Annotated in this window: 17 protein-coding genes and 3 pseudogenes; 16 read left to right on the top strand and 4 right to left on the bottom strand. The window is 37.2% G+C overall.

Annotated elements, in window-relative coordinates; all coding sequences use genetic code 11:
• A partial coding sequence (locus tag N0M92_RS26815) for a helix-turn-helix domain-containing protein (RefSeq protein WP_260288674.1) occupies positions 1-1,245 on the bottom strand: 1,245 nt, incomplete at its 3' end.
• Between the two features lie 147 nt (positions 1,246-1,392).
• Here N0M92_RS26815 and N0M92_RS26810 point away from each other — a divergent pair.
• Positions 1,393-2,151 carry an SDR family NAD(P)-dependent oxidoreductase gene (locus tag N0M92_RS26810; RefSeq protein WP_260288673.1) on the top strand — a complete coding sequence of 253 codons (759 nt, stop codon included), beginning with the start codon at positions 1,393-1,395 and terminating at the stop codon, positions 2,149-2,151.
• A 157-nt stretch (positions 2,152-2,308) separates the two neighbouring features.
• Here the strand turns inward: N0M92_RS26810 and N0M92_RS26805 are convergent, their stop codons facing one another.
• A complete protein-coding gene (locus N0M92_RS26805; protein ID WP_260288672.1) occupies positions 2,309-2,698 on the bottom strand; it encodes a LysR family transcriptional regulator substrate-binding protein in 390 nt (129 codons plus the stop codon).
• A 177-nt stretch (positions 2,699-2,875) separates the two neighbouring features.
• On the opposite strand from N0M92_RS26805, the pseudogene N0M92_RS29555 reads away from it, so the two are divergent.
• The 9 genes and pseudogenes from N0M92_RS29555 to N0M92_RS26760 form a co-directional block, all read left to right on the top strand.
• A pseudogene (locus N0M92_RS29555) lies at positions 2,876-3,703 on the top strand (peptidase dimerization domain-containing protein); the annotation flags it as partial.
• 296 nt (positions 3,704-3,999) lie between these two features.
• A pseudogene (locus N0M92_RS26795) lies at positions 4,000-4,155 on the top strand (Glu/Leu/Phe/Val dehydrogenase dimerization domain-containing protein); the annotation flags it as partial.
• 602 nt (positions 4,156-4,757) lie between these two features.
• Positions 4,758-5,546, top strand: coding sequence for an IclR family transcriptional regulator (locus N0M92_RS26790; RefSeq protein WP_260288671.1), 789 nt, complete (start codon positions 4,758-4,760; stop codon positions 5,544-5,546).
• Positions 5,547-5,773: 227 nt separating this feature from the next.
• Positions 5,774-7,117 carry a GntP family permease gene (locus N0M92_RS26785; protein WP_260288670.1) on the top strand — a complete coding sequence of 448 codons (1,344 nt, stop codon included), beginning with the start codon at positions 5,774-5,776 and terminating at the stop codon, positions 7,115-7,117.
• Positions 7,118-7,146: 29 nt separating this feature from the next.
• Positions 7,147-8,235 carry an alanine racemase gene (locus N0M92_RS26780; protein ID WP_260288669.1) on the top strand — a complete coding sequence of 363 codons (1,089 nt, stop codon included), beginning with the start codon at positions 7,147-7,149 and terminating at the stop codon, positions 8,233-8,235.
• 14 nt (positions 8,236-8,249) lie between these two features.
• Complete coding sequence (locus tag N0M92_RS26775) at positions 8,250-9,872, top strand: N-acyl-D-amino-acid deacylase family protein (RefSeq protein ID WP_260288668.1); 1,623 nt, start codon at positions 8,250-8,252, stop codon at positions 9,870-9,872.
• A gap of 23 nt (positions 9,873-9,895) precedes the next feature.
• The gene (locus N0M92_RS26770) at positions 9,896-10,357 is read left to right on the top strand and encodes a RidA family protein (RefSeq protein ID WP_260288667.1); all 462 of its coding nucleotides are present in this window, start codon (positions 9,896-9,898) and stop codon (positions 10,355-10,357) included.
• A gap of 54 nt (positions 10,358-10,411) precedes the next feature.
• The gene (locus tag N0M92_RS26765; RefSeq protein ID WP_260288666.1) at positions 10,412-11,053 is read left to right on the top strand and encodes a bifunctional 4-hydroxy-2-oxoglutarate aldolase/2-dehydro-3-deoxy-phosphogluconate aldolase; all 642 of its coding nucleotides are present in this window, start codon (positions 10,412-10,414) and stop codon (positions 11,051-11,053) included.
• The gene (locus tag N0M92_RS26760; protein ID WP_260288665.1) at positions 11,053-12,000 is read left to right on the top strand and encodes a sugar kinase; all 948 of its coding nucleotides are present in this window, start codon (positions 11,053-11,055) and stop codon (positions 11,998-12,000) included. The genes N0M92_RS26765 and N0M92_RS26760 overlap by 1 nt, the downstream gene beginning before the upstream one ends.
• A 379-nt stretch (positions 12,001-12,379) precedes the next feature.
• On the opposite strand, the pseudogene N0M92_RS26755 reads toward N0M92_RS26760, so the two are convergent.
• Positions 12,380-12,549, bottom strand: a pseudogene (locus N0M92_RS26755) (IS6 family transposase); the annotation flags it as partial.
• A 103-nt stretch (positions 12,550-12,652) separates the two neighbouring features.
• Complete coding sequence (locus N0M92_RS26750) at positions 12,653-13,486, bottom strand: glycerophosphodiester phosphodiesterase (protein ID WP_260288664.1); 834 nt, start codon at positions 13,484-13,486, stop codon at positions 12,653-12,655.
• A 697-nt stretch (positions 13,487-14,183) separates the two neighbouring features.
• Between N0M92_RS26750 and N0M92_RS26745 the strand changes: the two genes are divergently transcribed.
• The 6 genes from N0M92_RS26745 (at position 14,184) to N0M92_RS26720 (ending at position 19,610) form a co-directional block, all read left to right on the top strand.
• Positions 14,184-14,432, top strand: coding sequence for a hypothetical protein (locus N0M92_RS26745; protein ID WP_260288663.1), 249 nt, complete (start codon positions 14,184-14,186; stop codon positions 14,430-14,432).
• Positions 14,433-14,584: 152 nt separating this feature from the next.
• Entirely contained in the window at positions 14,585-14,800 is a 216-nt protein-coding gene (locus N0M92_RS26740; RefSeq protein WP_260288662.1) for a hypothetical protein, read from the top strand.
• Positions 14,797-15,027: a hypothetical protein gene (locus N0M92_RS26735; protein ID WP_260288661.1), complete on the top strand. Its 231-nt coding sequence runs from the start codon at positions 14,797-14,799 to the stop codon at positions 15,025-15,027. Before N0M92_RS26740 ends, N0M92_RS26735 begins: the two co-directional genes overlap by 4 nt.
• A gap of 388 nt (positions 15,028-15,415) precedes the next feature.
• Entirely contained in the window at positions 15,416-15,595 is a 180-nt protein-coding gene (locus N0M92_RS26730; RefSeq protein WP_260288660.1) for a hypothetical protein, read from the top strand.
• Between the two features lie 243 nt (positions 15,596-15,838).
• Complete coding sequence (locus tag N0M92_RS26725; RefSeq protein ID WP_260288659.1) at positions 15,839-16,150, top strand: excalibur calcium-binding domain-containing protein; 312 nt, start codon at positions 15,839-15,841, stop codon at positions 16,148-16,150.
• A 1,084-nt stretch (positions 16,151-17,234) separates the two neighbouring features.
• On the top strand, positions 17,235-19,610 hold the full coding sequence (locus N0M92_RS26720; protein ID WP_260288658.1) for a M14 family zinc carboxypeptidase: 2,376 nt from the start codon (positions 17,235-17,237) through the stop codon (positions 19,608-19,610).
• Positions 19,611-20,097: the final 487 nt, after the last annotated feature.

Raw genomic sequence — 20,097 nt, 5'->3', positions numbered from 1 at the left:
CGATTTATGATCGGAAAAATGATCATTTCTAAACTGCCTGGGGGTTAAACCTGTGTATTTTTTAAAGATTTTTATAAAATAACTTTGGTCGTTGAAATTTAGCCATGTGCCGATGTCTGAAATCGAATAATTTGTTAAAAGTAAGAGCTTTTTTGCTTCGTCAACTCGTTGCCGTTGAATGTATTCACTAATTGGTTTTCCAACCTCTTTTTTAAAAAGTGATGATAAGTAATTTGGGCTTAAACGACACATTTGTGCAAGGTAATCAAGTGTGATATCGTCATAAAGATGGTCATAAATATAATGTTGACAAGCTGTTATTGTTGCAGAATATTTTTCTTTATTTAATTGGTGCACACGATTGGTAAAATCTATTATGGCTTCTTCCGTTAATTTCAATATTGCTTTTAAGCTTCCTAAATCCTCGAGTTGTTGAATATAGAAATCGCTTAAGGTAAAGGCAGTTTCATCATTTAAACCACCTTCAATAGCTGCTCTGCAAACAAGAGCAATTCCAGTTATCATTAAATTCTTTTCACTTCTTAGGCGATTTCGTTTCGATAATAATCCTAATTCCGCCTCACCGACAATAGAGTAATCGAAGATATCCTTTAATTTATTTATCCGTCCGTTTTTTACATAATCAAGCAAAACCCGTTCATATGAAAGATTGGAATGAAAAATGAAATTCCTTCTCCCTTTTGAAAGCTCAAGATCCGGGTTCTCTAATTCAATCATATCAAGGGACAACGCTTCATTGTTTTGGATGACCATCGTTTTATCAAGCTTTTTATGGTACATCAAATAATAAACTAATAAACTAATTGTTAGGAATTGTTGACTATCAATAATGGGGATGGATTGATAGTATTCAATGAGCTTCCTTTTATTAAGGTTTCCTTTAAAAGCATCTATGATCTTGCTAATCATTTCATCAGATATTTCTGACTCAAGGGTAGGGCCTAAAATAATGGTACCTAAAAATAGATTCGTTTTTTTTAGATTGACAAAGAAAAAGTTCAAATTTGAATTAGAGAAAAATATAGGAAAATCCTTTGGATTATCTTCATAAGTATACACACTTATCTGCTCTTTGAACGGGCTGTAATATGGATGATCCCGTAAGTCCTTACTTGAAAATTCGTATTCAATCTCACCAAATTGATTGACATAATAAACAGGTATTTTATGAACTTTATAAATAAGCTCACATATATATTGTAAATCTTGTATGGCTATATCCATCTATTCTATAAACTCCATTCAAATTTTTTTAATTCGGTCTATTTTTAAAGTTAATATGTACTATTATTCGTAAGATAATACAATAAATATTTTTAAACAAGCCATAAAATGATTGGTGTAAGAAGAATAAGCTGGGAGGAATTAAACATGGAATTATCAAATAAAATTGCTGTCATAACTGGTGCAGGAAGTGGAATCGGAAGAGCAAGCAGTTTGAAACTTGCTAGTAACGGTGCAACAGTTGTATTAGTCGATTTCAATCAGGAAACAGGAGAAGAAACGTTAAAACTTGTGAAAGAACAAGGTGGAGAAGGCATCTTCGTCCAGGCCGATGTCTCGAAAACTGAAGATGTGCAAAGTTATGTAAATAAAGCTGTCGAAACATATGGACGTATTGATATATTTTTCAACAATGCAGGTGTTATCCAAAAGTTCGCACCTTTCACTTCAGTAGAAGAATACGAATTTGACCGCATTATGTCTATCAATGTAAAAGGGGTCTTCCTTGGAATGAAATATGTGTTAAAAGTGATGGAGGAGCAAGGAAGTGGCTCTATTATTAATACTGCTTCTACTGCAGGTGTTCGTCCCGAACACAGTGTAGCTGTATATTCTGCAAGCAAACATGCGGTTGTAGGTTTAACCAAGGGTGCTGCATTAGAATATGCGAAAAAGGGAATTCGTATAAATGCACTTTGTCCTGGCGGTGTGAAAACAGCATTAACAACAAGTGTTGAAGCTCAGTTTGCAAAAGGTGGATACGTTCCAGAAGAGGTTTCCAATATGAGAATGGGTCGTTATGCTGATCCGAAAGAACTCGCTGAAATGGTTGCTTACTTAGCATCAGATAAAGCAAGCTATATGACCGGTTCAATTGTTCTTGTAGATGGCGGGCTAACTTTATAGTCAATAAAAACATCGAGTAGGGTTCTTTGGATTTAATAATTAGGGGCAGTCATGACTGTCCCTAATTTACTTTTTTAAAACCAAACTCAATCATTCATGTGTGCTGGTAAAAGGTTAGCAAAGTTTTGAGCAGTTTTTGATAGATAATGATTCTTCACTAAATCAACCCAGTTGAAGCAGTTAGCTCTGTATCTTTAATTTTGTAAGCTTGGATATTGTAGTTTTTATGTTGTTTAATTACAGTTTCTGGATCAATGGCTGTTCCAAAATCAGATACGACTAAATCTAATGAAAGGGAGATATCAGAGCACTCGGCAATAATGTTCGGATGAAGTTGAGCCTTTGAAAATGCTTCTATAATCATATAATGAACTCCCAATCCTTCTGTACTTGGTAATATCAGAGGGTGATTTTGAATATCAACAAGTGTAAATTCACAATTAAACGGCTGCTTTTTAGTTGAAGCAATGAAGTTAAAAGGTTCTGTATGAAGATGGAATAATGTAAAATCCGCGTAACTCGAGCGACCTATTAAATTTACAGCCATTATTCATACAATCCGTTCTCACACTAATTGGCAAAGTTGAGCTGAATCATTTTGAAGAATTTTATAGGTTACCTTAGAATATTTTGCACGGAACCCATGAAGTAATTCACGTAATCCTTCTACCGAAATAGACTTTGCTGTTGGCATCCGTGGCAACCAATACAATTTTACCAGGAACCGTTAGCTAATTACCAAATTTACTACCAATTTAAAAGGGAAAAGTGCCCACGCTGCTGTTCAACCACATTTGGGAAGAAGCTCGCTTGATGCAGTGGAGTTGATGAACGTGGGTGTTAACTACTTACGTGAGCATACCATCTCGGATGCAAGAGTCCATTACGCAATTACAAACACAGGTGGTTTCTCTCCAAATGTTGTTCAAGCGGAGGAGGAAGTTCTTTATTTGATTCGTGCGCCTAAAACATCTCAAGTTCAAGAAAAAATTCACCAAAGGGTATGTAACATCGCTAAAGGAGCAGCACTTATGACGGAGGCGGAAGTAGAAATTGTTTTCGATAAAGCCTGCTCCAACCTGGTTCCTAATTCGACACTTAACTCTAAAATGAAGAGGAAATTCACTTTGCAAAATAGCTTCATGCCACTTTAACTGAGGAAGATAAGGCCAATGAAATCAACAAGTTACCAAAAGAGGTAGCAGGATATTTAAAGGATAGAGCGATTTCCGATAATTTAGCCGATACTCCCCTTGGAGGCTCAACAGATCTTGGGGGTGTAAGCTGGAACGTACCGACAGCCCAAATTGGCACGGCATGCTGGGTATTAGGGACACCTACACACACTTGGCAAGTTGTAACCATCGGTGCTACATCCATTGCTCATAAAGGGATGCTTCAAGAAGGAAAAGTTTTAGCAGGTACGGCGCTTGAAGTGATGAAAAATCCAGAACTTCTTGAGAAATGTAAACGTGAACTAAAAGAAAGACTTGGCGAAGAAGCCTACATTTGTCCAATACCAAAAGATGTAGATCCGTCTCTACTAAGATAAAGAATTTGCAATGTAACAAACACCCTGTGATATAGTTGCAATCCACGGATTCCGGGGTGTTTTTGGCATCCTTATCTATCACTACCATAGAGAAAGATAAAAAGAAGAAGGATTGTTAGGTAAATAAAAGCATGATATGGTGATTCGATTTGCATCCCCATTTGTGATTTCATAAGAAGATTTTGATTGAGAGGGTATTAAAAGATAAAGAAACCACAACAAGAGGTATGATTGGAAATTTTTATTCTACAATGGGGTGGTATAATGTCTGCTAAGAGGACAATGTATTCAAGTCCAAGGAGCCTATTCGAATGCTGACGGTTCGTATCCCTGTCAAAATGGATGACGGTTCTGTTAAAATCTTTACGGGCTATCGTCCCCAACATAATGATGCTGTAGGCCCTACAAAAGGGGGCGTGCGTTTCCATCCGGATGTGAGCGAAGAAGAGGTAAATCATTGTCCATTTGAATGAGAAAAGAGCTAGATGTGCCTATCTATCTTATTTCGACTGCTTTGCCAGAGGTGATTGAGAAAATCAGGGAGCTTATAATGTTAATCGCTTAAGCCGCCTTCTCGGTTCCGGCGGGTTCAGTGACTACTACCTGCCAATAGGAAAGGTACTACTCGGCAAAGGATTTACAGAACCAACTTTAATCAAAATAGCTTACTCTTTCCAAGAAGGAACTCGCCATCGGAAAGATCCGATACTGAAATCTTCATACAAAGGAGAGCTAATTAATTAAAGTTTATGATTGGCTCTCCATTTGTACACTTAAATAAAAATAACTGAGGGTCAGGAGCTCCCTGTGAATCAAAATAAATTTAACATGGTTTGTATGAGGGAAAACAAGGACTTACGAGGTTTACGTTCTTTAATTCCACATGTAGCAAAATTAGGTTAGAGCCTATTCGATATTTTCCTGATCTTTTAAATATCCTAATGGAATTTTGTAGAATTTTTATTGACAAATGTATTTTAAAAAGTGTACCCTAAATACAAATAAATAAATTTCCGAACAATGTTTGTATATGTGAACAAGGGAGGTGTAAGTTATGAGCAATGTAAAATTAAATAAATCAGCATCACGAGTTATGGATATATTGGTTTTGTTGTCCAGAGAGGATCAACCATTAACCGTATCAGAAATTAGTCGTGAATTAAATGTCCCTAAGAGCAGTACTTTTGAAATTTTAACTACGATGGTTGAAAAAGGTTTCCTTCAAGTCGATGATCACTTAAAGACCTATAAATTAGGTTTGAAATTATTCGAAGTGGGTGCGGCTTATCTATATAATACAGATTTGCATAAAGAGGCTAGACCTTACCTGGAAACATTGATGACCAAAACGGGTGAAACAGCATTTTTAGCCATTGAGTCTGATGGTGAAGTTGTTTATTTAGACAAAGTGGAAGCTCCTTCCTCGATTAGAACCACTGCAACGTTAGGGAATCGTAATCCCATGTATAGAACCGGCTTAGGGAAGGCTATATTAGCGGGATATTCTGATGACAAAGTAAGAGAATTAATGGGCAATACGGAATTTATCCAAAGAACATCAAATAGTATTACAAGTTATAATAGTCTTATTGAAAACTTGAACCAAATTCGTCAAAGAGGCTATTCCATTGATGATAGAGAAAACGAAGAAGATGTTTTTTGTATAGCTGCACCTGTGTATGATGAATCCAACCGTCCAGTTGCCGCAATCAGTGTTGCCGGGTTGGCGACAAGGATGAAGGATGATGAAAAGGATAAATATTCTGAATTTTTAGTTGAGACAGCTTTAGGGATTTCAAAGCGACTTGGATATAGAAACGATCGACTTTTCATTAAAAATTAATAGAGAAGTCGAGATTTTTTTAAGCATAATACCGAACAATGTTCGTATATGTGAACAAATTATATTGTGAAAACATATCGAGGAAGGCAAAATCAATATGTTTTCGCCATCAAATACATAGAATGTGCAATCGTTAAATGAAAGCGTTATCCGGTACCTCAATGCCTATTATCCCTAGCTTAATCTAAAGTTGACGGGATATATATGAAAATAAAGGAGACGTAACTATGTCATCATCAACTCTTATTCTACTATTTGTCCTAGCAATTTTTGTTCTACTCTATTTAGTAATGGTAAAAAAGATGCAGCCTTTCCTCGTGTTATTGATTGTTAGTGTACTTCTTGGATTATTTGCAGGTGTTGACCCAATTAAAGTGGTCGAATCTGTACAAAAAGGAATGGGTGAAACCCTTGCTCAAATATCAATAATTATCGGTCTTGGTGCGATGTTCGGTGAAATATTGAATGTATCTGGGGGAGCAGAACGAATCGCTTCAACGTTAATTGATAAGTTTGGAGAAAAAAGGCTGAATTGGGCGTTCGTTTTATCAGGTTTTCTCGTGGGGATTCCAGTCTTTTTTACGGTAGGTTTTGTAGTACTTATTCCCTTATTGTATTCAGTTGTTAGACGAACCAATAAACCTATATTGTATTTTGGACTCCCACTTTTATCCGGCTTAGCAGTGACTCAAAGTTTTTTTCCTCCACATCCGGGACCAGTGTCGACGATTGCCATATTAGGAGCTGATACAGGTTGGGTAATACTATTCGGATTTCTAACTGGTTTGCCTGCTGCTATTGTTGCTGGGGTGTTTTATGGTAGGTTTATTTCAAAAAAGATCCCAGTTTTACTTCCTGAAAATGTTGAAATACCTAAGTTTGATAACAATAAAGAATTGCCAGGGTTTTGGTTGATAATCTGTCTTGTTTTGCTTCCTCTTGTTTTAATGTTATCAGGTACATTTGCTGATCTATTCTTTGCTGAGGGTAGTGGTGGATACGTCGCATTGCAGTTTCTTGGAAGCCCAATTATTGTGTTGACGATTGCAGTATTATTGACACTATATGTACTTGGAAAGAAAAGAGGATTTTCAAATACTGATCTCCAATCGATTACTACAAAAGCATTTGAACCAATCGGAGGAATATTATTAATTATCGGTGCTGGTGGTATTTTTAAACAGATACTCATTGATACGGGTACAAGTAAGATTATAGGAGATGTGATGTCGGATTTTGGAGGAGGTTCACTTATCATTACGGCTTTTCTAATTTCTGCTGCTATTAGAGTTGCTTTAGGTTCTGCAACAGTTACCATGGTCACTACGTCAAGTTTAATGTTGCCAGCTATTCAACAAATTGACTTATCTCAACCAATGTTAGCATTAATCGTGGTTACGATTGCTTCGGGTGCAACAGTATTATCTCACTTCAACGATGGAGCATTCTGGATGGTGGGTAAATACTTTGGATTGACAGAAAAGCAAACATTAATGTCATGGACCGTAACAGAAACTATAATTGGTTGTGTTGGATTTGTTTTATGTTTTATTATTAGTTTTTTTGTCTGAAAATTCCGGGTATTATAGGGGGACTTACAGTGGATACACCAACAATAATTATTGATCGGTCTAAACTTATGAATAATATTAAGAAAATGGCTGATGTATCGAGTAGTAATAAAGTTAGCTTACGGCCTCATATCAAAACACATAAAATTCCTTACATAGCAAAAGAGCAACTCAATGCCGGAGCGGTAGGAATTACGGTGGCAAAAGTATCAGAGGCTGAGGTAATGGCTGATTATGGAATTAATGATATTTTTATCGCCTATCCTTTAGTAACTGAAAAAAAGATTATAAAAGCTATTGAATTAAGTAAGCGTATTCGCCTTATTGTAGCAATAGATAGTTTACAAGGAGCGAACTTGTTATCGAAGTTTGCCTCTCTGTCAAATATTAAATTAGAAGTTCGATTAGAGGTTGATACGGGATTACGTAGAACTGGTGTTATTTATAATGAGGCACTAGAACTTGCAAAAAAAATTATAGTCCTCCCCAATCTTCAATTAACAGGGATTTATACGTTTAGAGGACCGGTATTAAATGGAAAAACGACTCTTCAGCTTAAAGAAGCTGGCATAGAGGAAGGCCAAGTAATGGTGAACTTAGCAAAACAAATGAGACATGAAGGCATCGATATTCGTGACGTAAGTGTAGGATCTACTCCTACATCTGAATTTGCAGCAGAAGTCGCCGGGGTCACAGAAATTAGACCGGGGACCTACATCTTTTATGATGCAATGCAGGAAAAATACGGAAGCTGTGCCGAGGAAGAATGTGCAGCAACCGTTCATGTAACGGTTGTAAGCAGGCCGTCTCACGATTTAGCGATTATTGATGGAGGAAGTAAAACCTTTGCAACAGATGTGCAGCCTAATCAGCCACCTTTACTCTTAAAAGGATTTGGCAAAATTGTTGGGCATCCTAATGTCACTCTTGAAAGGGTGACAGAAGAACATGGGATGCTACACATCGAAGGAGATGCGAATATACGTGTAGGTGATGTGCTTCAGATTATCCCTAATCATATTTGTAGTACTGTCAATCTCCATAATGAAGTAACAATAATAGATCAATATGGTGATTGTGAAAGATACGAGGTATTGGCACGCGGCAAATTACAATAAAGGGGGAGAAATAAATGCTTGATCTTGTGATTAAAAACGGCCGTATCATAGATGGAACCGGAAATCCATGGTTCTTTGGAAGTGTGGGCGTAAAAGATGGTATCATCACACATGTTGGAACTGTAGATGTAGAAAGTAAGGACGTAATTGATGCAAGAGGCCAGATTGTTACCCCTGGATTCATTGATGGGCATTCTCATTCGGACTTGCTTGTGCTTAAAGATTCCAATTACGATATTAAGTTGCAACAAGGAGTGACTACAGAGGTTGTAGGAAATTGTGGGTTAGCTCCAGCTCCATTTATAAAAAAACGCGAAAAGCTGTTGAAAGAGTATATTGAGCCGGTAATTGGAGATACGCCGTGGTCATGGCCATGGGAAACAGTAGAAGAATATATTGACGTATTGTCAAAAGCAAATCTTTCAGAAAATGTGTCTACCTATGTAGCACATGGTGCTTTACGTATTGCTGTCATGGGGTTTGATAACAGACCAGCCACAAAAAAGGAAATGGAAGCGATGAAATATTTGCTTGAGGAGGGGATGAAAGCAGGTGCTATTGGTTTATCGATCGGTTTACTCTATTCTCCTGGTAGATATGCTGCTAAAGAGGAGATAGTAGAGTTGTGTAGTGTTTTACCTAAATACAATGGACTACTGTCCACACATATTCGTGGAGAAGGGAATAACTTAATTCCTTCAGTCAAGGAAGTCATTTGGATTGCGGAGAAAAGTGGAGTTTCTTTACATGTTAGTCACCTTAAAGCTGCTGGTAAACGAAACTGGGGTGATGTCATGAAGGCTATTGATCTTATTGAAGATGCACGTGCAAGAGGTATGGATATAACTTGTGATGTTTATCCATATGATGCCGGTTCAACTACACTTACAACCTTACTTCCACCATGGTCACTTGAAGGTGGTATTTCTGACTGTTTAGACCGCATTCGTAATGCTTCTACTCGTGAACGAATTAAAAAAGAAGTAAGTGAGGAACAAAAAGATTGGGATAACTTAGTAGTATCGACAGGATGGCAGAATGTGATTGTTTCATCTATTTCTATTAATAAACAATTTGAGGGACGCAGCATCTTAGATATTAGTATGGAATTAGGCAAAGATCCAATTGATACAACCCTTGATTTACTTCTTGAAGAAGGTGGGAATATCGGAATTGTTTATTATCATATGTCAAGTTCAGATGTGGAGCAAGTCATTAAGTGGGATAAATCACTCATTATATCTGATAGTCTAGGTTGTGAAACTGGTAAACCTCATCCACGTACGTTTGGAACATTTCCAAGGCTTTTTGCTAAATATGTACGCGAAGACAAGGTATTATCATTGGAAGAAGCTGTCCGAAAGGTAACTTCATTTCCGGTGCAACGATTCTCATTAGGAAAAAGAGGGTTACTATCTCCCGGCTATCATGCAGATCTCACTGTTTTTGACTACAAAAAAATAAAAGATATATCAAATTATCAGGATCCAATACAATATCCTGAGGGAATTTCTTACGTTATTGTAAATGGAATCAAAACAATTGATCATAAAAGGAATCTTTTTTCATCAAACGGTCAAATGGTTCGATCCACTCGAACGCGATTGTTAGATTCATGTTCATGTTGTAAACATTAAATTAATAAAGAGGAGATACGATTATGACTAACATTGAAAAAAAACTGAAAGAACTAGGAATTGAATTAGGAAAAGCTCCATCACCTGCGGCTGTATACGTTCCAGCAAAAACCGTTGGAAATCTTGTATACACTTCTGGTGCAGATTGCCGAATTAATGGAAAGTTAATGTATGAGGGTAAAGTAGGAAGTGATCTTACTGTTGAACAGGGGTATGAAGCTTCACGTCAAGTTATGATAAATCTCTTGGCTGTACTAAAAGAACATATTGGGGATCTTAATCGGATTAAGCAAGTTGTAAAGTTGTTAGCTTTTGTTAACTCTGCTGATGGTTTTGTTGAACAACCATATGTAATTAATGGGGCTTCAGAATTATTAGAAGAAGTATTTGGTGAAAAAGGAAAACACGCACGTTCTGCCATTTCATCTAATGAATTGCCTTTTAATACTCCAGTTGAAATTGAAATGATTGTTGAGATTGAATAATGCTAGTTAGTGAGTGTACCAAATCACATTTATCGAAATGTTGGGAGTGTTTGGATGTCTATACTAGAAGCGTTAAATAAAGAAAAAATAATTGCGATTCTTCGCAATGTTCCTGAAAAAAAGCTTGATGAAACAGCAATAGCATTGAACCGAGGTGGCATTAAGCTAATTGAAGTTACAATGAACAGTGAAGGGGCATTACAAGCTATCAACCGCTGGAAGAGCCTATTTAGTAATAAAATGATAATCGGCGCAGGAACCGTTTTAAATTTACAAATGGCCAAAGAAGCGATTTCTGCAGGGGCGGATTTCTTAATTACTCCTAATCTAGATGAGGAAGTTGTTTCTTACAGTATCGATCAAGGAGTTGTTATTTGGCCGGGAGTGATGACTCCCTCCGAAATGGTCCGGGCTTGGGAAGCCGGAGCAGAAGCTGTTAAATTATTCCCTGCTGGACTACTTGGCATCGATTATATCAAGGATGTTAAAGGTCCACTAGACTCTATTCCGATTATTGCGACGGGTGGAGTCAATCTTCAAAACATTAAAACTTTTCTTGAAGCTGGTGTTCTTGGAGTTGGTCTTGGCAGCAGCCTTGTAGATAAAAAGTTGATTGAAGAGAATTGTTTTGATGACTTAACCAACCTTGCAAGAAAATACGTAACAGCAGTAAATCAAGAAAGTAGTAGATTATAATGGATGTAGTAACAATTGGAGAAACGATGCTCCTTTTTCAACCATTAGAGGAAAAGCCATTAATGTATTCATCTTTGTATTCAAAAACCATCGGAGGAGCAGAATCGAATGTAGCAATTGGCCTTACCCGTCTTGGAAAGCAAGCACGTTGGATTGGGTGTTTAGGAAAAGATCCATTTGGCGATGTGATTAAGGCTACACTAGCGGGGGAAAATGTTGATATCTCAAAGGTAGAACGAGATGAGGTCAACCCTACTTCCATATATTTTAAGGAAATTTATAAAGTAGGAGAACCAAGTGTCTACTATTATAGGAAAGGTTCTCCTTCAAGTAAGTGGGGGCCGGAACATGTTCAAGAACATTGGTTCGAAGATGCCGGTCATTTACACATGACCGGTATAACTCCAGCTCTTGGAGAGAAAACGTTAGATTTTACTATTGCGTGTATGAAAATGGCAAAATCTTTAGGGTTAACAGTCTCTTTTGACCCGAATATGCGTTTTAAATTATGGAATGAAGAAAAGGCTAAAAAAGCGCTTGTAGAATTAATTTCTTTGTGTGATATATTTATGCCGGGAATAGACGAGGCAGAGTTTCTACTTGGAAAGGGAAATCCTGAAAATCTAGCAAGAAAAGCTCTTCAGCTTGGACCGCAAGTTGTAGCAATGAAACTCGGTTCTGAAGGCTCACTTGGTATGTTAAAGGATGGTACAACAGTTAAAGTATCGGGGGAAAAAGTAGAAAAAGTAGTTGATACAGTTGGTGCAGGGGATGCTTATGCAGCTGGATTTCTTTCTATTGGCGTTGACGGACTGGATGCTAATAACCTTGAAAAGGCACTTGAACGAGGTAATAAGATGGGGGCATATATTATTCAAGGAAAAGGCGATTGGGAAAGCCTTCCTTCATTAGCGCAAATGGAAGGCATAGAAATAAAAGTTCGATAATATTGTTTCGTTTTCTGAGGGGCTTCTAGAAAAGGGTTCTGGTGCAAGAAATCTATGAAACTTGACATACTGATATACCATGGATGCAACGACTGTGGGCGTTTTTATGACAAGATAGAACTAGAAATATAGGAATCTTGGTTGATTCCATAAATAAAAAATTCCCAATTTTGAAATAGATTCATCAAAATCGGATTTTTATTCACTTATAGGGGTAGCGTCAGTGGTCCTACCAGCAAAACGCGGAAAACATACACTAAGGAAAATATTGTAGAAAGCAATGGTTATTAGCTGTGAATCTGGTTCTGGTTCTGGTGCAAATACTTGAAGAAAATATAAATAAGCGAAAGATTTCTAGTGACCCTTGGTCGTAAGGAACTAGTCCAAACAATTGATGGATGAATTCTTTTTGATTTTGGACAGACTTCTCCCTTTGGAGAGTCTGTCCTTTTTTGATCATGTGCATAGCCTCTATTCCCGCAATAATTCGTTTGGAGTCCGTAAGGACTTTAATCCAAGCATCGGATGAATTCGTTTTTTAATACGACGTCATCTTAATCCAACCAATGAAACGTTAAGAAGGTTTCAACCCCAAAAAAAAAATCAATCTCCTGTAGAAATCGACCTTTTTTCTAATAACTATACAAAAATATTAGTTTCTTGGATCTACATAATCTGGATAATCCGTAATAATTGCGTCAACTCCCATATCTAATAGGAAATCTGCTGCCTCTTGACTACGTACTGTCCATGATCCAATTTTCATATCAAGTGAGTGAACTTGATTCACTAATTCTTTAGTAACAATTCCATAGCTTGGATTAAAATAGTCAGCATATGTTGAAAATTCCTGTAAGGCTTGTTCTGTTGTGTCAGCTCTTGAAGATGTTAACACACCGATTGGAACTTTAGGAACGAGATCATTCATTTTTTCCATTGATTTATGGTTAAATGATTGGAGAATGATTTTTTCATTTTGTGGTTTATCAAGATTTCGTTCTTTTAATTCTTCAGCTACACTTTCTTCAATCCCAGGATATAGCTCTGGAGCCTTTAATTCTACTAATATTCCAATTTTCCCGTGGTAACGATCAAGAATCTCATCAAATGTTGGGATTTGTTCACTAGCAAATTTCTCACCTTTCCAGCTGCCTGCATCAAGGCTTCTTAGTTCTTCAAATGTGAAATCACCAACTTTTCCTGATCCATCCGTTGTTCGATCAACTGTCGTATCATGGATAAGTACTAATTCTCCATCCTTGCTTCTTTGAACATCAATTTCAATATAATCTGCCTTCATTTTTATTGCTTTATCATAAGCAGCAATCGTATTTTCAGGTGCATATGCCGATGCACCACGATGGGCAACATTATCAACCTTTCTTAAGTCTCCTATTGTTATTGTTTCTGATGCAAAAGCTTGACTTAGTGGGCTAAATAACAACGTAAACGCTACCCCCGCACCTGCTAATAATTTTTTGTTCATGTTCTCCATCTCCAATCTAAAATATGTATACAGCTATAATTATAGAAAAGAAATGTTGAAGTAATATGTTTATAATGTATTGGTTTTATATGTTTAATTTCCTTTTTAGTCATTTGTAGATTTACGGTTTAGACTCCTTATCAAGTATACTGTGAAATTAGGATTTCATAATGTCTCATAAGACGTGTTATCAAAATGCTTATATTGTAAAACGGATTTCCCTGACGTCATCCCATAATGCAGAGGTATGTTAACCCACTATCTACTGGTGAAGCAAAGAACACAAACAAAAAAACGCCTATCCGATAGATAGACGTCTAGGATATATATTTTATAAAAGAAGAAGTCCATTTAAAAGCGGATATTTTTGTTTCATCATCTCCATTAAATGGTAGGGAGGTGTGCGTAAAGGTGGGTTCTGAATTAGTATGTCACTGGGAACATCCAAAATGATCAAAATATAAATTAAGGGGGTTTTTATGCCCGAAAACATTACAATCTCTGAGCAGGGGAGGAGGCGGATTATTTATCGCCTCCTGCTTTCTCTTGTTTCTGGGAAAGTATATAACAAGGGGAAAATATCAATGTCATATGGCCCCAGAGTCTTTAAAGGAGTGATCACATGTTTGACCACAAAGATACGAGACCAAGCCCGAAGAACGTGCGCCAGCTAGCGGGGCCGGGAGTTCAGAGAGCTATGGCTGAGGATGTGCCCCTGTGGCACTACGACATAACAGACGAGGACATTCCAGCCCTGGTGTCAAGCCCCGCTGAATTTTTCGAGGGAACAGGAATCATAGTGAATTATGAAACGCACCAGGTCACCTTCGTCGGAATGGGCGAGGGCGAGGTACGGGGGACGAGATGCTGTTACATCTCCGGGTCTCAGAGCATCTGCCACCCGCACGCACTCAACGTTGACTTACAGGTCGTGACAAGTTCATAACCTATAGTCAACTTAACCTTCTTTCGAACAAGCTGTTTTATGGGACAAAGGAAAAAAAGAGTTTTTTTGATTACTTCTTGCCAAAATATTGATATCTGCAAATCGAGGTACCCTATTATGAATTTTTAAGAGGGGAGGTATTCGTCGAAGACATGAAGGATTTGTTTGAAGAGGCTCCGCAAAATCTAAGTTTGTATCACCTTATTGCCCTCTTATATTTCGATTTTCTGGAACAAGTGAAAAAGGGGGCCAAATATGAACAGCTCTGTCCTTTTTTGATTTCTTCCAAGAAAAAATTCCTGGAGCGACCGATGATTGAAAAGAGGGTATTAAAACAGGTAACGACAGGGAAGAAGAAATCGAGGTGACCTCAGAAGAAAAACGAGCAGAGATCACCCTTCGAATAAAAGAGTCAGAGATTTACCGGGGTGAGGTATTCCTACATGACATTTCCCCATACTTGATGGATGAAGAGTTGAGGGTCGAGGATTTACTGGTGATTTTGTTCATGGACTTTCTGCAAAGGATTAAAGAAAAGGGAAACTCAAGCCAAGCCATGAAGGCCATTTTATTGAACTATGAGGATTATTTTTGATGACTCTGGATAGTTTTCTACTATCCAGTTTTTTATGAATTAAATCCAGTATAAGGATAAAAATAAAGACTAATAGGTCTTCTCAAATATATTAACCTCGATAGAATATATGCGATATACCCGGAACCTGTCGTGCAACCAGAAAGGAAGCCATTCAATGGAAAGGTCCATCAAATAGCTAAGAATTGATAAAGGTGAAAAATCTAGAGCAGTAAGAGCCACCAATAGAGATTGAAATGACGGTTAAAAGTGAGTGGTGTTTCTCCTTTGCTTCATTATGTATATGGTGGAACGGTACCACCATTGATGCCTTGAGTATATGCATATTCACCTGGACAATACCATACTATGTAGGTAAATGGAAAGCATGTCCCCATTTGTGGGCCGAGTGAAAGAAGAAAACATGTTTGAATTTGGAAGTGGTTTTGAGATCTTTATTGAGAATCCTGCTGTTTTAGAAGTAAAGTTAGTTAATGTACATTCTAAGGAAGTTATTCCTACGCAGGTTAAATCGTTGACTAAAACCGGTGAATTTTCAGTTAAAGAAATGTCTAATACTATTCTTTGATATTTATCAAGATTATGTAGGTAGTTGTGTTAGATAACTTGAATTTTGAAGTAATTGATTGTTCAGGTACGATGATTAATTTTGGTACAAAATGAAGTTTAAACGCAAGGTTTCCAACCATTAGAAAAAGTAATAGTTTGATATAGCCTTTTTAGGGGCTATTTTTTTTGAAAAAACATTTGCGAAAATTTGGTTTTAGATGGAGAATAAAGGTTGAATTTATAGTTCTAAGGGGGTAGTTGAATGAAGAAATCATTAAGTGTAGTATTGTCATTTGGTTTAGTTTTAGGGATATCAGTTGGTACAGGAAATGGTGATGAGGTAGAAGCTGCATCCAAAACGTATAAAAATTGCACAGAGTTTAACAAGAAGTATTCCAAAGGTGTTGCAAAGTCTGCTAAAACTAAAAACAAGGTAGTTAGTAAGAAAACGAAAAAAGTAACTTATAAACCATTGTCTAAAGGCACTAAAATTTCATCTACAATCTATAAGGAAGCAATGAAAAATAATGATGATTTAGATCGTGATAATGATGGAATTGCATGTGAAAAGTAATAAAATAAACCTGCTGCAAAGTGGGCTTAGGAAAGAAGAAGTTTCGTTCTGCCCAAGCGTCCGACTTTATTTCATTAAAGTTGGACGCTTTTTCGCTTTAATTGGAAGGAAGAATCAACCCCGAAGTGGCAGGCTAAAAAATAAGTGAATTCATTATAATCAAAGCAAGGAAGTACATTCATCAAATTAAAGCGATTGTTTATTTTTATAGCTGCATTTTCACGTTTCTATACTTTATAAAAAGCTCCAGGGGCTCAACCGTAATTCTTTTTAAATACCTTGTGAAAATAAGGATCGGTACCAAGCCCCAGCTTTCGGTTCAAGAGAGAGGGATGGTAAACAAATCATCTTTGCGTAAAATTTATCTTTTATGAGAATGAATGTTTAGTTAAATGAGGGACCATCTGTACTTACTTTCTTATATTGAAGGTGAAAAGGGGAGAAACTGACTTCACCCATAGTTTGAAATTTATCAAATTTACATAATACGATTAGAGGAAATCAAAAAGCACATGAATTTCATAGGATTCGAGGGATTCTTCATGAAACTTGACCGTTGGGGACAAACTACAAAACAGTTAAACGAGATTTTTATCAATATAGCGCATAGAAATAATTTGTAAATACTTTTATGCTTCTTAAGTAATGAAAATAAGTAAAAATCCAGTTATTATTAACTGAAAATTCTTAATTCTAACAAAAATAAGTGTATAATATTATAAAACAGTTATCTAAGTTTGTGGGTTACTATTTCTTAATAAGGAGGCGATACTCTTAAACATGTATGGAAATTTTAAATATTAGTAGGGTGCAAATATTTTAATTGAATATAACACGAAATGACTCGCTAAAGGGCTGAACAAATCCTGTTGAAAGCGATTTAATTTTATAACGTTGAACAAACCACATCGTTAAAAATATTCTTTATAAAATTTGATAAGCTCCCCCAACAAGTAACGCTACATAAAGTTGACCTTCCGAAACTAGTTCTGCAATAGGAGCGAATCCCAATAAAATAAACATTGAACGACTTGGTGGGATATATACAAAAAAATCACTATATATACAAACTGGAGGTTTTAGGATGAAAAAGAAAAAAGCATTATCCGGCCTGATGGCTGTGAGTTTACTAACTGTAATTCCGTGGAGTTCTGGACATGCTGAGAAACCTCAATGGACAAATGTGAATACATATGAGGAACAGGACGGAAGCAAGTTTAATAGCGAAAACTATGACTTTGTGAAATTCTCACAAATTGGTTCCAAATTAAAAGAGATTGAAAAACTTTCAAACCGTGTGAAAGTTGAAGTCCGTGGAAAATCAGCTGATGGAAACCCACTCTACGTTGTCACGATTGCTGACCCAACAACGCAAGGGAAGTTCGGTAAAGTGAAGTCACTTAGAAAGCAAATGTTTAAGAATCCAGGCAAAGCTCAAGAATGGGTTGCCAATAATCCTGACTTTAAAGTTCCAATCATGATTAATGGTTCTATTCATGGGACTGAATTTGTCGGAAGCGATGCAATCCTTCAATTAATTGAACGTTTTGCTACCCAAAATGATGCAACAACCAAAGACGTTTTAGAGAATAATATTCTTATTTTCAATGTCGTACAAAACCCTGATGGACGTATTGATGCCACCCGCTTTAATGGCGAAGGAATCGACATAAATCGTGACTTTATCACCCAATCGCAGCCAGAAACAAAAGAGATGGTTGAGCTCATTAAAGAATGGAACCCGATGGTGTTCCTTGATACTCATGGTTATGTGAAGAATTATCAGCCAAATCTGCAGGGGTTAATTGAGCCTTGTACGCCACCGCATAATCCTAATTACGAGTATGACCTATACGGAAAATGGGCCTATAAACAGGCAGAAGCGATGGAAGCGGAAATAATGAAGGATCATGAGAACTATTCAGGATCCTTGTATCAAAACATGAAAGGTACTTATATTCCGCTGCGCGATGACTCCGCTGGCTGGGATGATTACCCACCAATTTTCACACCAATGTATGCGATGTATCATGGTGCTTACGGTCATACATTAGAAGCTCCAACAAATGATTGGGATGGCGTACGATGGATGTATAATTCGATTATGGGGGCACTGAAATTTGCAACAGCTAACAAGCAATCCATGATTACTGATCAAATTGAAGTTTTTAAAAGAGGAATTAACTTTGACCATCCTTTTCATCAGGAAGGGTTATTTCCAAAAACCTACATACTCCCACTAGACCCTAAGGATCCGACTGTTACGAATAAGGCTGTAAATCATTTGATCAATAATGATATTGAAGTTGTTCAAGCCGTAAATGCATTTGAAGCGGATGGAGTGTCATATCCAAAAGGAACGTATCTCGTTGAGATGAATCAGGCGAAGGCAGGATTAGCAAACACGATGCTCTGGGATGGGGAAGATATCACGAACGATACCCCAGCAATGTACGACATTTCCGCATGGAGTTTACCGGAGCTTTGGGGATTCGAGGCAGTAGCCACACAAAATCCTATTAAAGTCAATGCAAAGAAAGTAAACCAGATTACAGGTCAAGGAACAGTTTCAGGAAAAGGACCGTTTCTAATTCCGAACAGCTCTGTCCAATCGGTAAATTTAGTAAATACATTGCTTAAGCAAGGAATACCTATAGTACGTGATGCACAAGGCAACTTCTTTGCAAAAGCAGTAGCTAATCAGGTATCAGCAGCGGTGAAAGAATCTGGGTTACAGATTGGAACTGCTGAGGCACCAGCAGATGCAGTAGCTATTACGTCTTTAAAAGTGGCTATATTAACCGATGGAGGTATAGGTAAACAGAAATCACACGCAGGAACAAAGCTGGCTTTGAAAAGACTAGGTTTTGATGTGACAGAAGTTACGCCAGTGGAAGTGGCTAAAAATACCCTTAATGGTTTTGATGTTTTTGTCTATAGTGGAACGGAAAGTCTCATTTCTACCAACCTATCCGAAGCTAATAAAGAATTTGGATTACAGAACCCCGGTCAACTTAATACGTTTAAAGACAATGTGACAAGCTTCTTAAATGAAGGTGGCAAGTATATAGCTGTAGGTGCTGGTGCTTCTAGAGCAACTAAGACACTCGGTCTTACAGACGACATCATTAATGTAGGAGATTCCAACAGTAATGGTATCGTAAAAGTTGATTATGAGGGAACGGGTTTAACAGCAGGATATGGAGAGGATGATATCGGCTTTGTCTATCGTCCAACATGGTTCACGGGTACGAATAATGATGAAGTCGTCGCGACCCTTGCAGATTCAGATAATTTCTTCTTAGCTGGTCACTGGAAAAATAACATAACCGCCAAGGGCCAAGCCATAATCGTAAAAGAACAGAATAAAGATGTAACTCTTATTGGTTTAGAAGCAGGATTCCGCGACCACCCGGATTACTTGTTCCGTCTTCTATCAAATGCAATTTTCGAAAAATAGTAGAAATAGCCAAAGCCGGATTCAGCACTGAATCCGGCTTTGGCTATTTGAGTAATGCTAAACGCTTGCTCTGAACTTATTACTTTTAAATCATCTGTTGCAAAAACCGCTGAAACACGATTCTTATCAATAAGTAGTTTTTTTGCCGATTAATAATGGTGATTACTCTTATAATTCACAAGCTGGATATGGATTCACTAACCAGGAGTCATTGCAGATGAAGTTAAATGATTGGTTTAGCTGAACAAAATATTAGTATCTAAAGCATCTTTGAGCGTTTCTTGTTCATAAGTAATATCGGTTGACTTATGGAGTTCGAGAGACCAACGAATTTAGCTCAATTTAAAAAGCATGAACCAAGTAGATTACCGGTTCATGCCCTCAAGTTGCCAAATTAACTATAAAGGTTTAATTTTTTGGTTTACTTCAGGCTTTTAAATAATCAAGGTCCTTTTCAGTGCTCACCCAATATTGACTTGGGCTTTTC

It is taken from the genome of Peribacillus aracenensis (assembly GCF_025175645.1).
Taxonomy (GTDB): domain Bacteria; phylum Bacillota; class Bacilli; order Bacillales; family DSM-1321; genus Peribacillus; species Peribacillus aracenensis.
Note: the sequence above shows the minus strand (reverse complement) of the source record. Positions and strands in the feature narration are given on the sequence as shown.

What these genes read in the sequence shown, in the direction of transcription:
- N0M92_RS26750 (WP_260288664.1), bottom strand. Translation starts at nt 13,486, where the DNA reads ATGAACAAAAAATTATTAGCAGGTGCGGGGGTAGCGTTTACGTTGTTA.
- N0M92_RS26810 (WP_260288673.1), top strand. Translation starts at nt 1,393, where the DNA reads ATGGAATTATCAAATAAAATTGCTGTCATAACTGGTGCAGGAAGTGGA.
- N0M92_RS26765 (WP_260288666.1), top strand. Translation starts at nt 10,412, where the DNA reads ATGTCTATACTAGAAGCGTTAAATAAAGAAAAAATAATTGCGATTCTT.
- N0M92_RS26785 (WP_260288670.1), top strand. Translation starts at nt 5,774, where the DNA reads ATGTCATCATCAACTCTTATTCTACTATTTGTCCTAGCAATTTTTGTT.
- N0M92_RS26725 (WP_260288659.1), top strand. Translation starts at nt 15,839, where the DNA reads ATGAAGAAATCATTAAGTGTAGTATTGTCATTTGGTTTAGTTTTAGGG.
- N0M92_RS26770 (WP_260288667.1), top strand. Translation starts at nt 9,896, where the DNA reads ATGACTAACATTGAAAAAAAACTGAAAGAACTAGGAATTGAATTAGGA.
- N0M92_RS26790 (WP_260288671.1), top strand. Translation starts at nt 4,758, where the DNA reads ATGAGCAATGTAAAATTAAATAAATCAGCATCACGAGTTATGGATATA.
- N0M92_RS26775 (WP_260288668.1), top strand. Translation starts at nt 8,250, where the DNA reads ATGCTTGATCTTGTGATTAAAAACGGCCGTATCATAGATGGAACCGGA.
- N0M92_RS26720 (WP_260288658.1), top strand. Translation starts at nt 17,235, where the DNA reads ATGAAAAAGAAAAAAGCATTATCCGGCCTGATGGCTGTGAGTTTACTA.
- N0M92_RS26745 (WP_260288663.1), top strand. Translation starts at nt 14,184, where the DNA reads ATGGCTGAGGATGTGCCCCTGTGGCACTACGACATAACAGACGAGGAC.
- N0M92_RS26805 (WP_260288672.1), bottom strand. Translation starts at nt 2,698, where the DNA reads ATGGCTGTAAATTTAATAGGTCGCTCGAGTTACGCGGATTTTACATTA.
- N0M92_RS26760 (WP_260288665.1), top strand. Translation starts at nt 11,053, where the DNA reads ATGGATGTAGTAACAATTGGAGAAACGATGCTCCTTTTTCAACCATTA.
- N0M92_RS26740 (WP_260288662.1), top strand. Translation starts at nt 14,585, where the DNA reads ATGAAGGATTTGTTTGAAGAGGCTCCGCAAAATCTAAGTTTGTATCAC.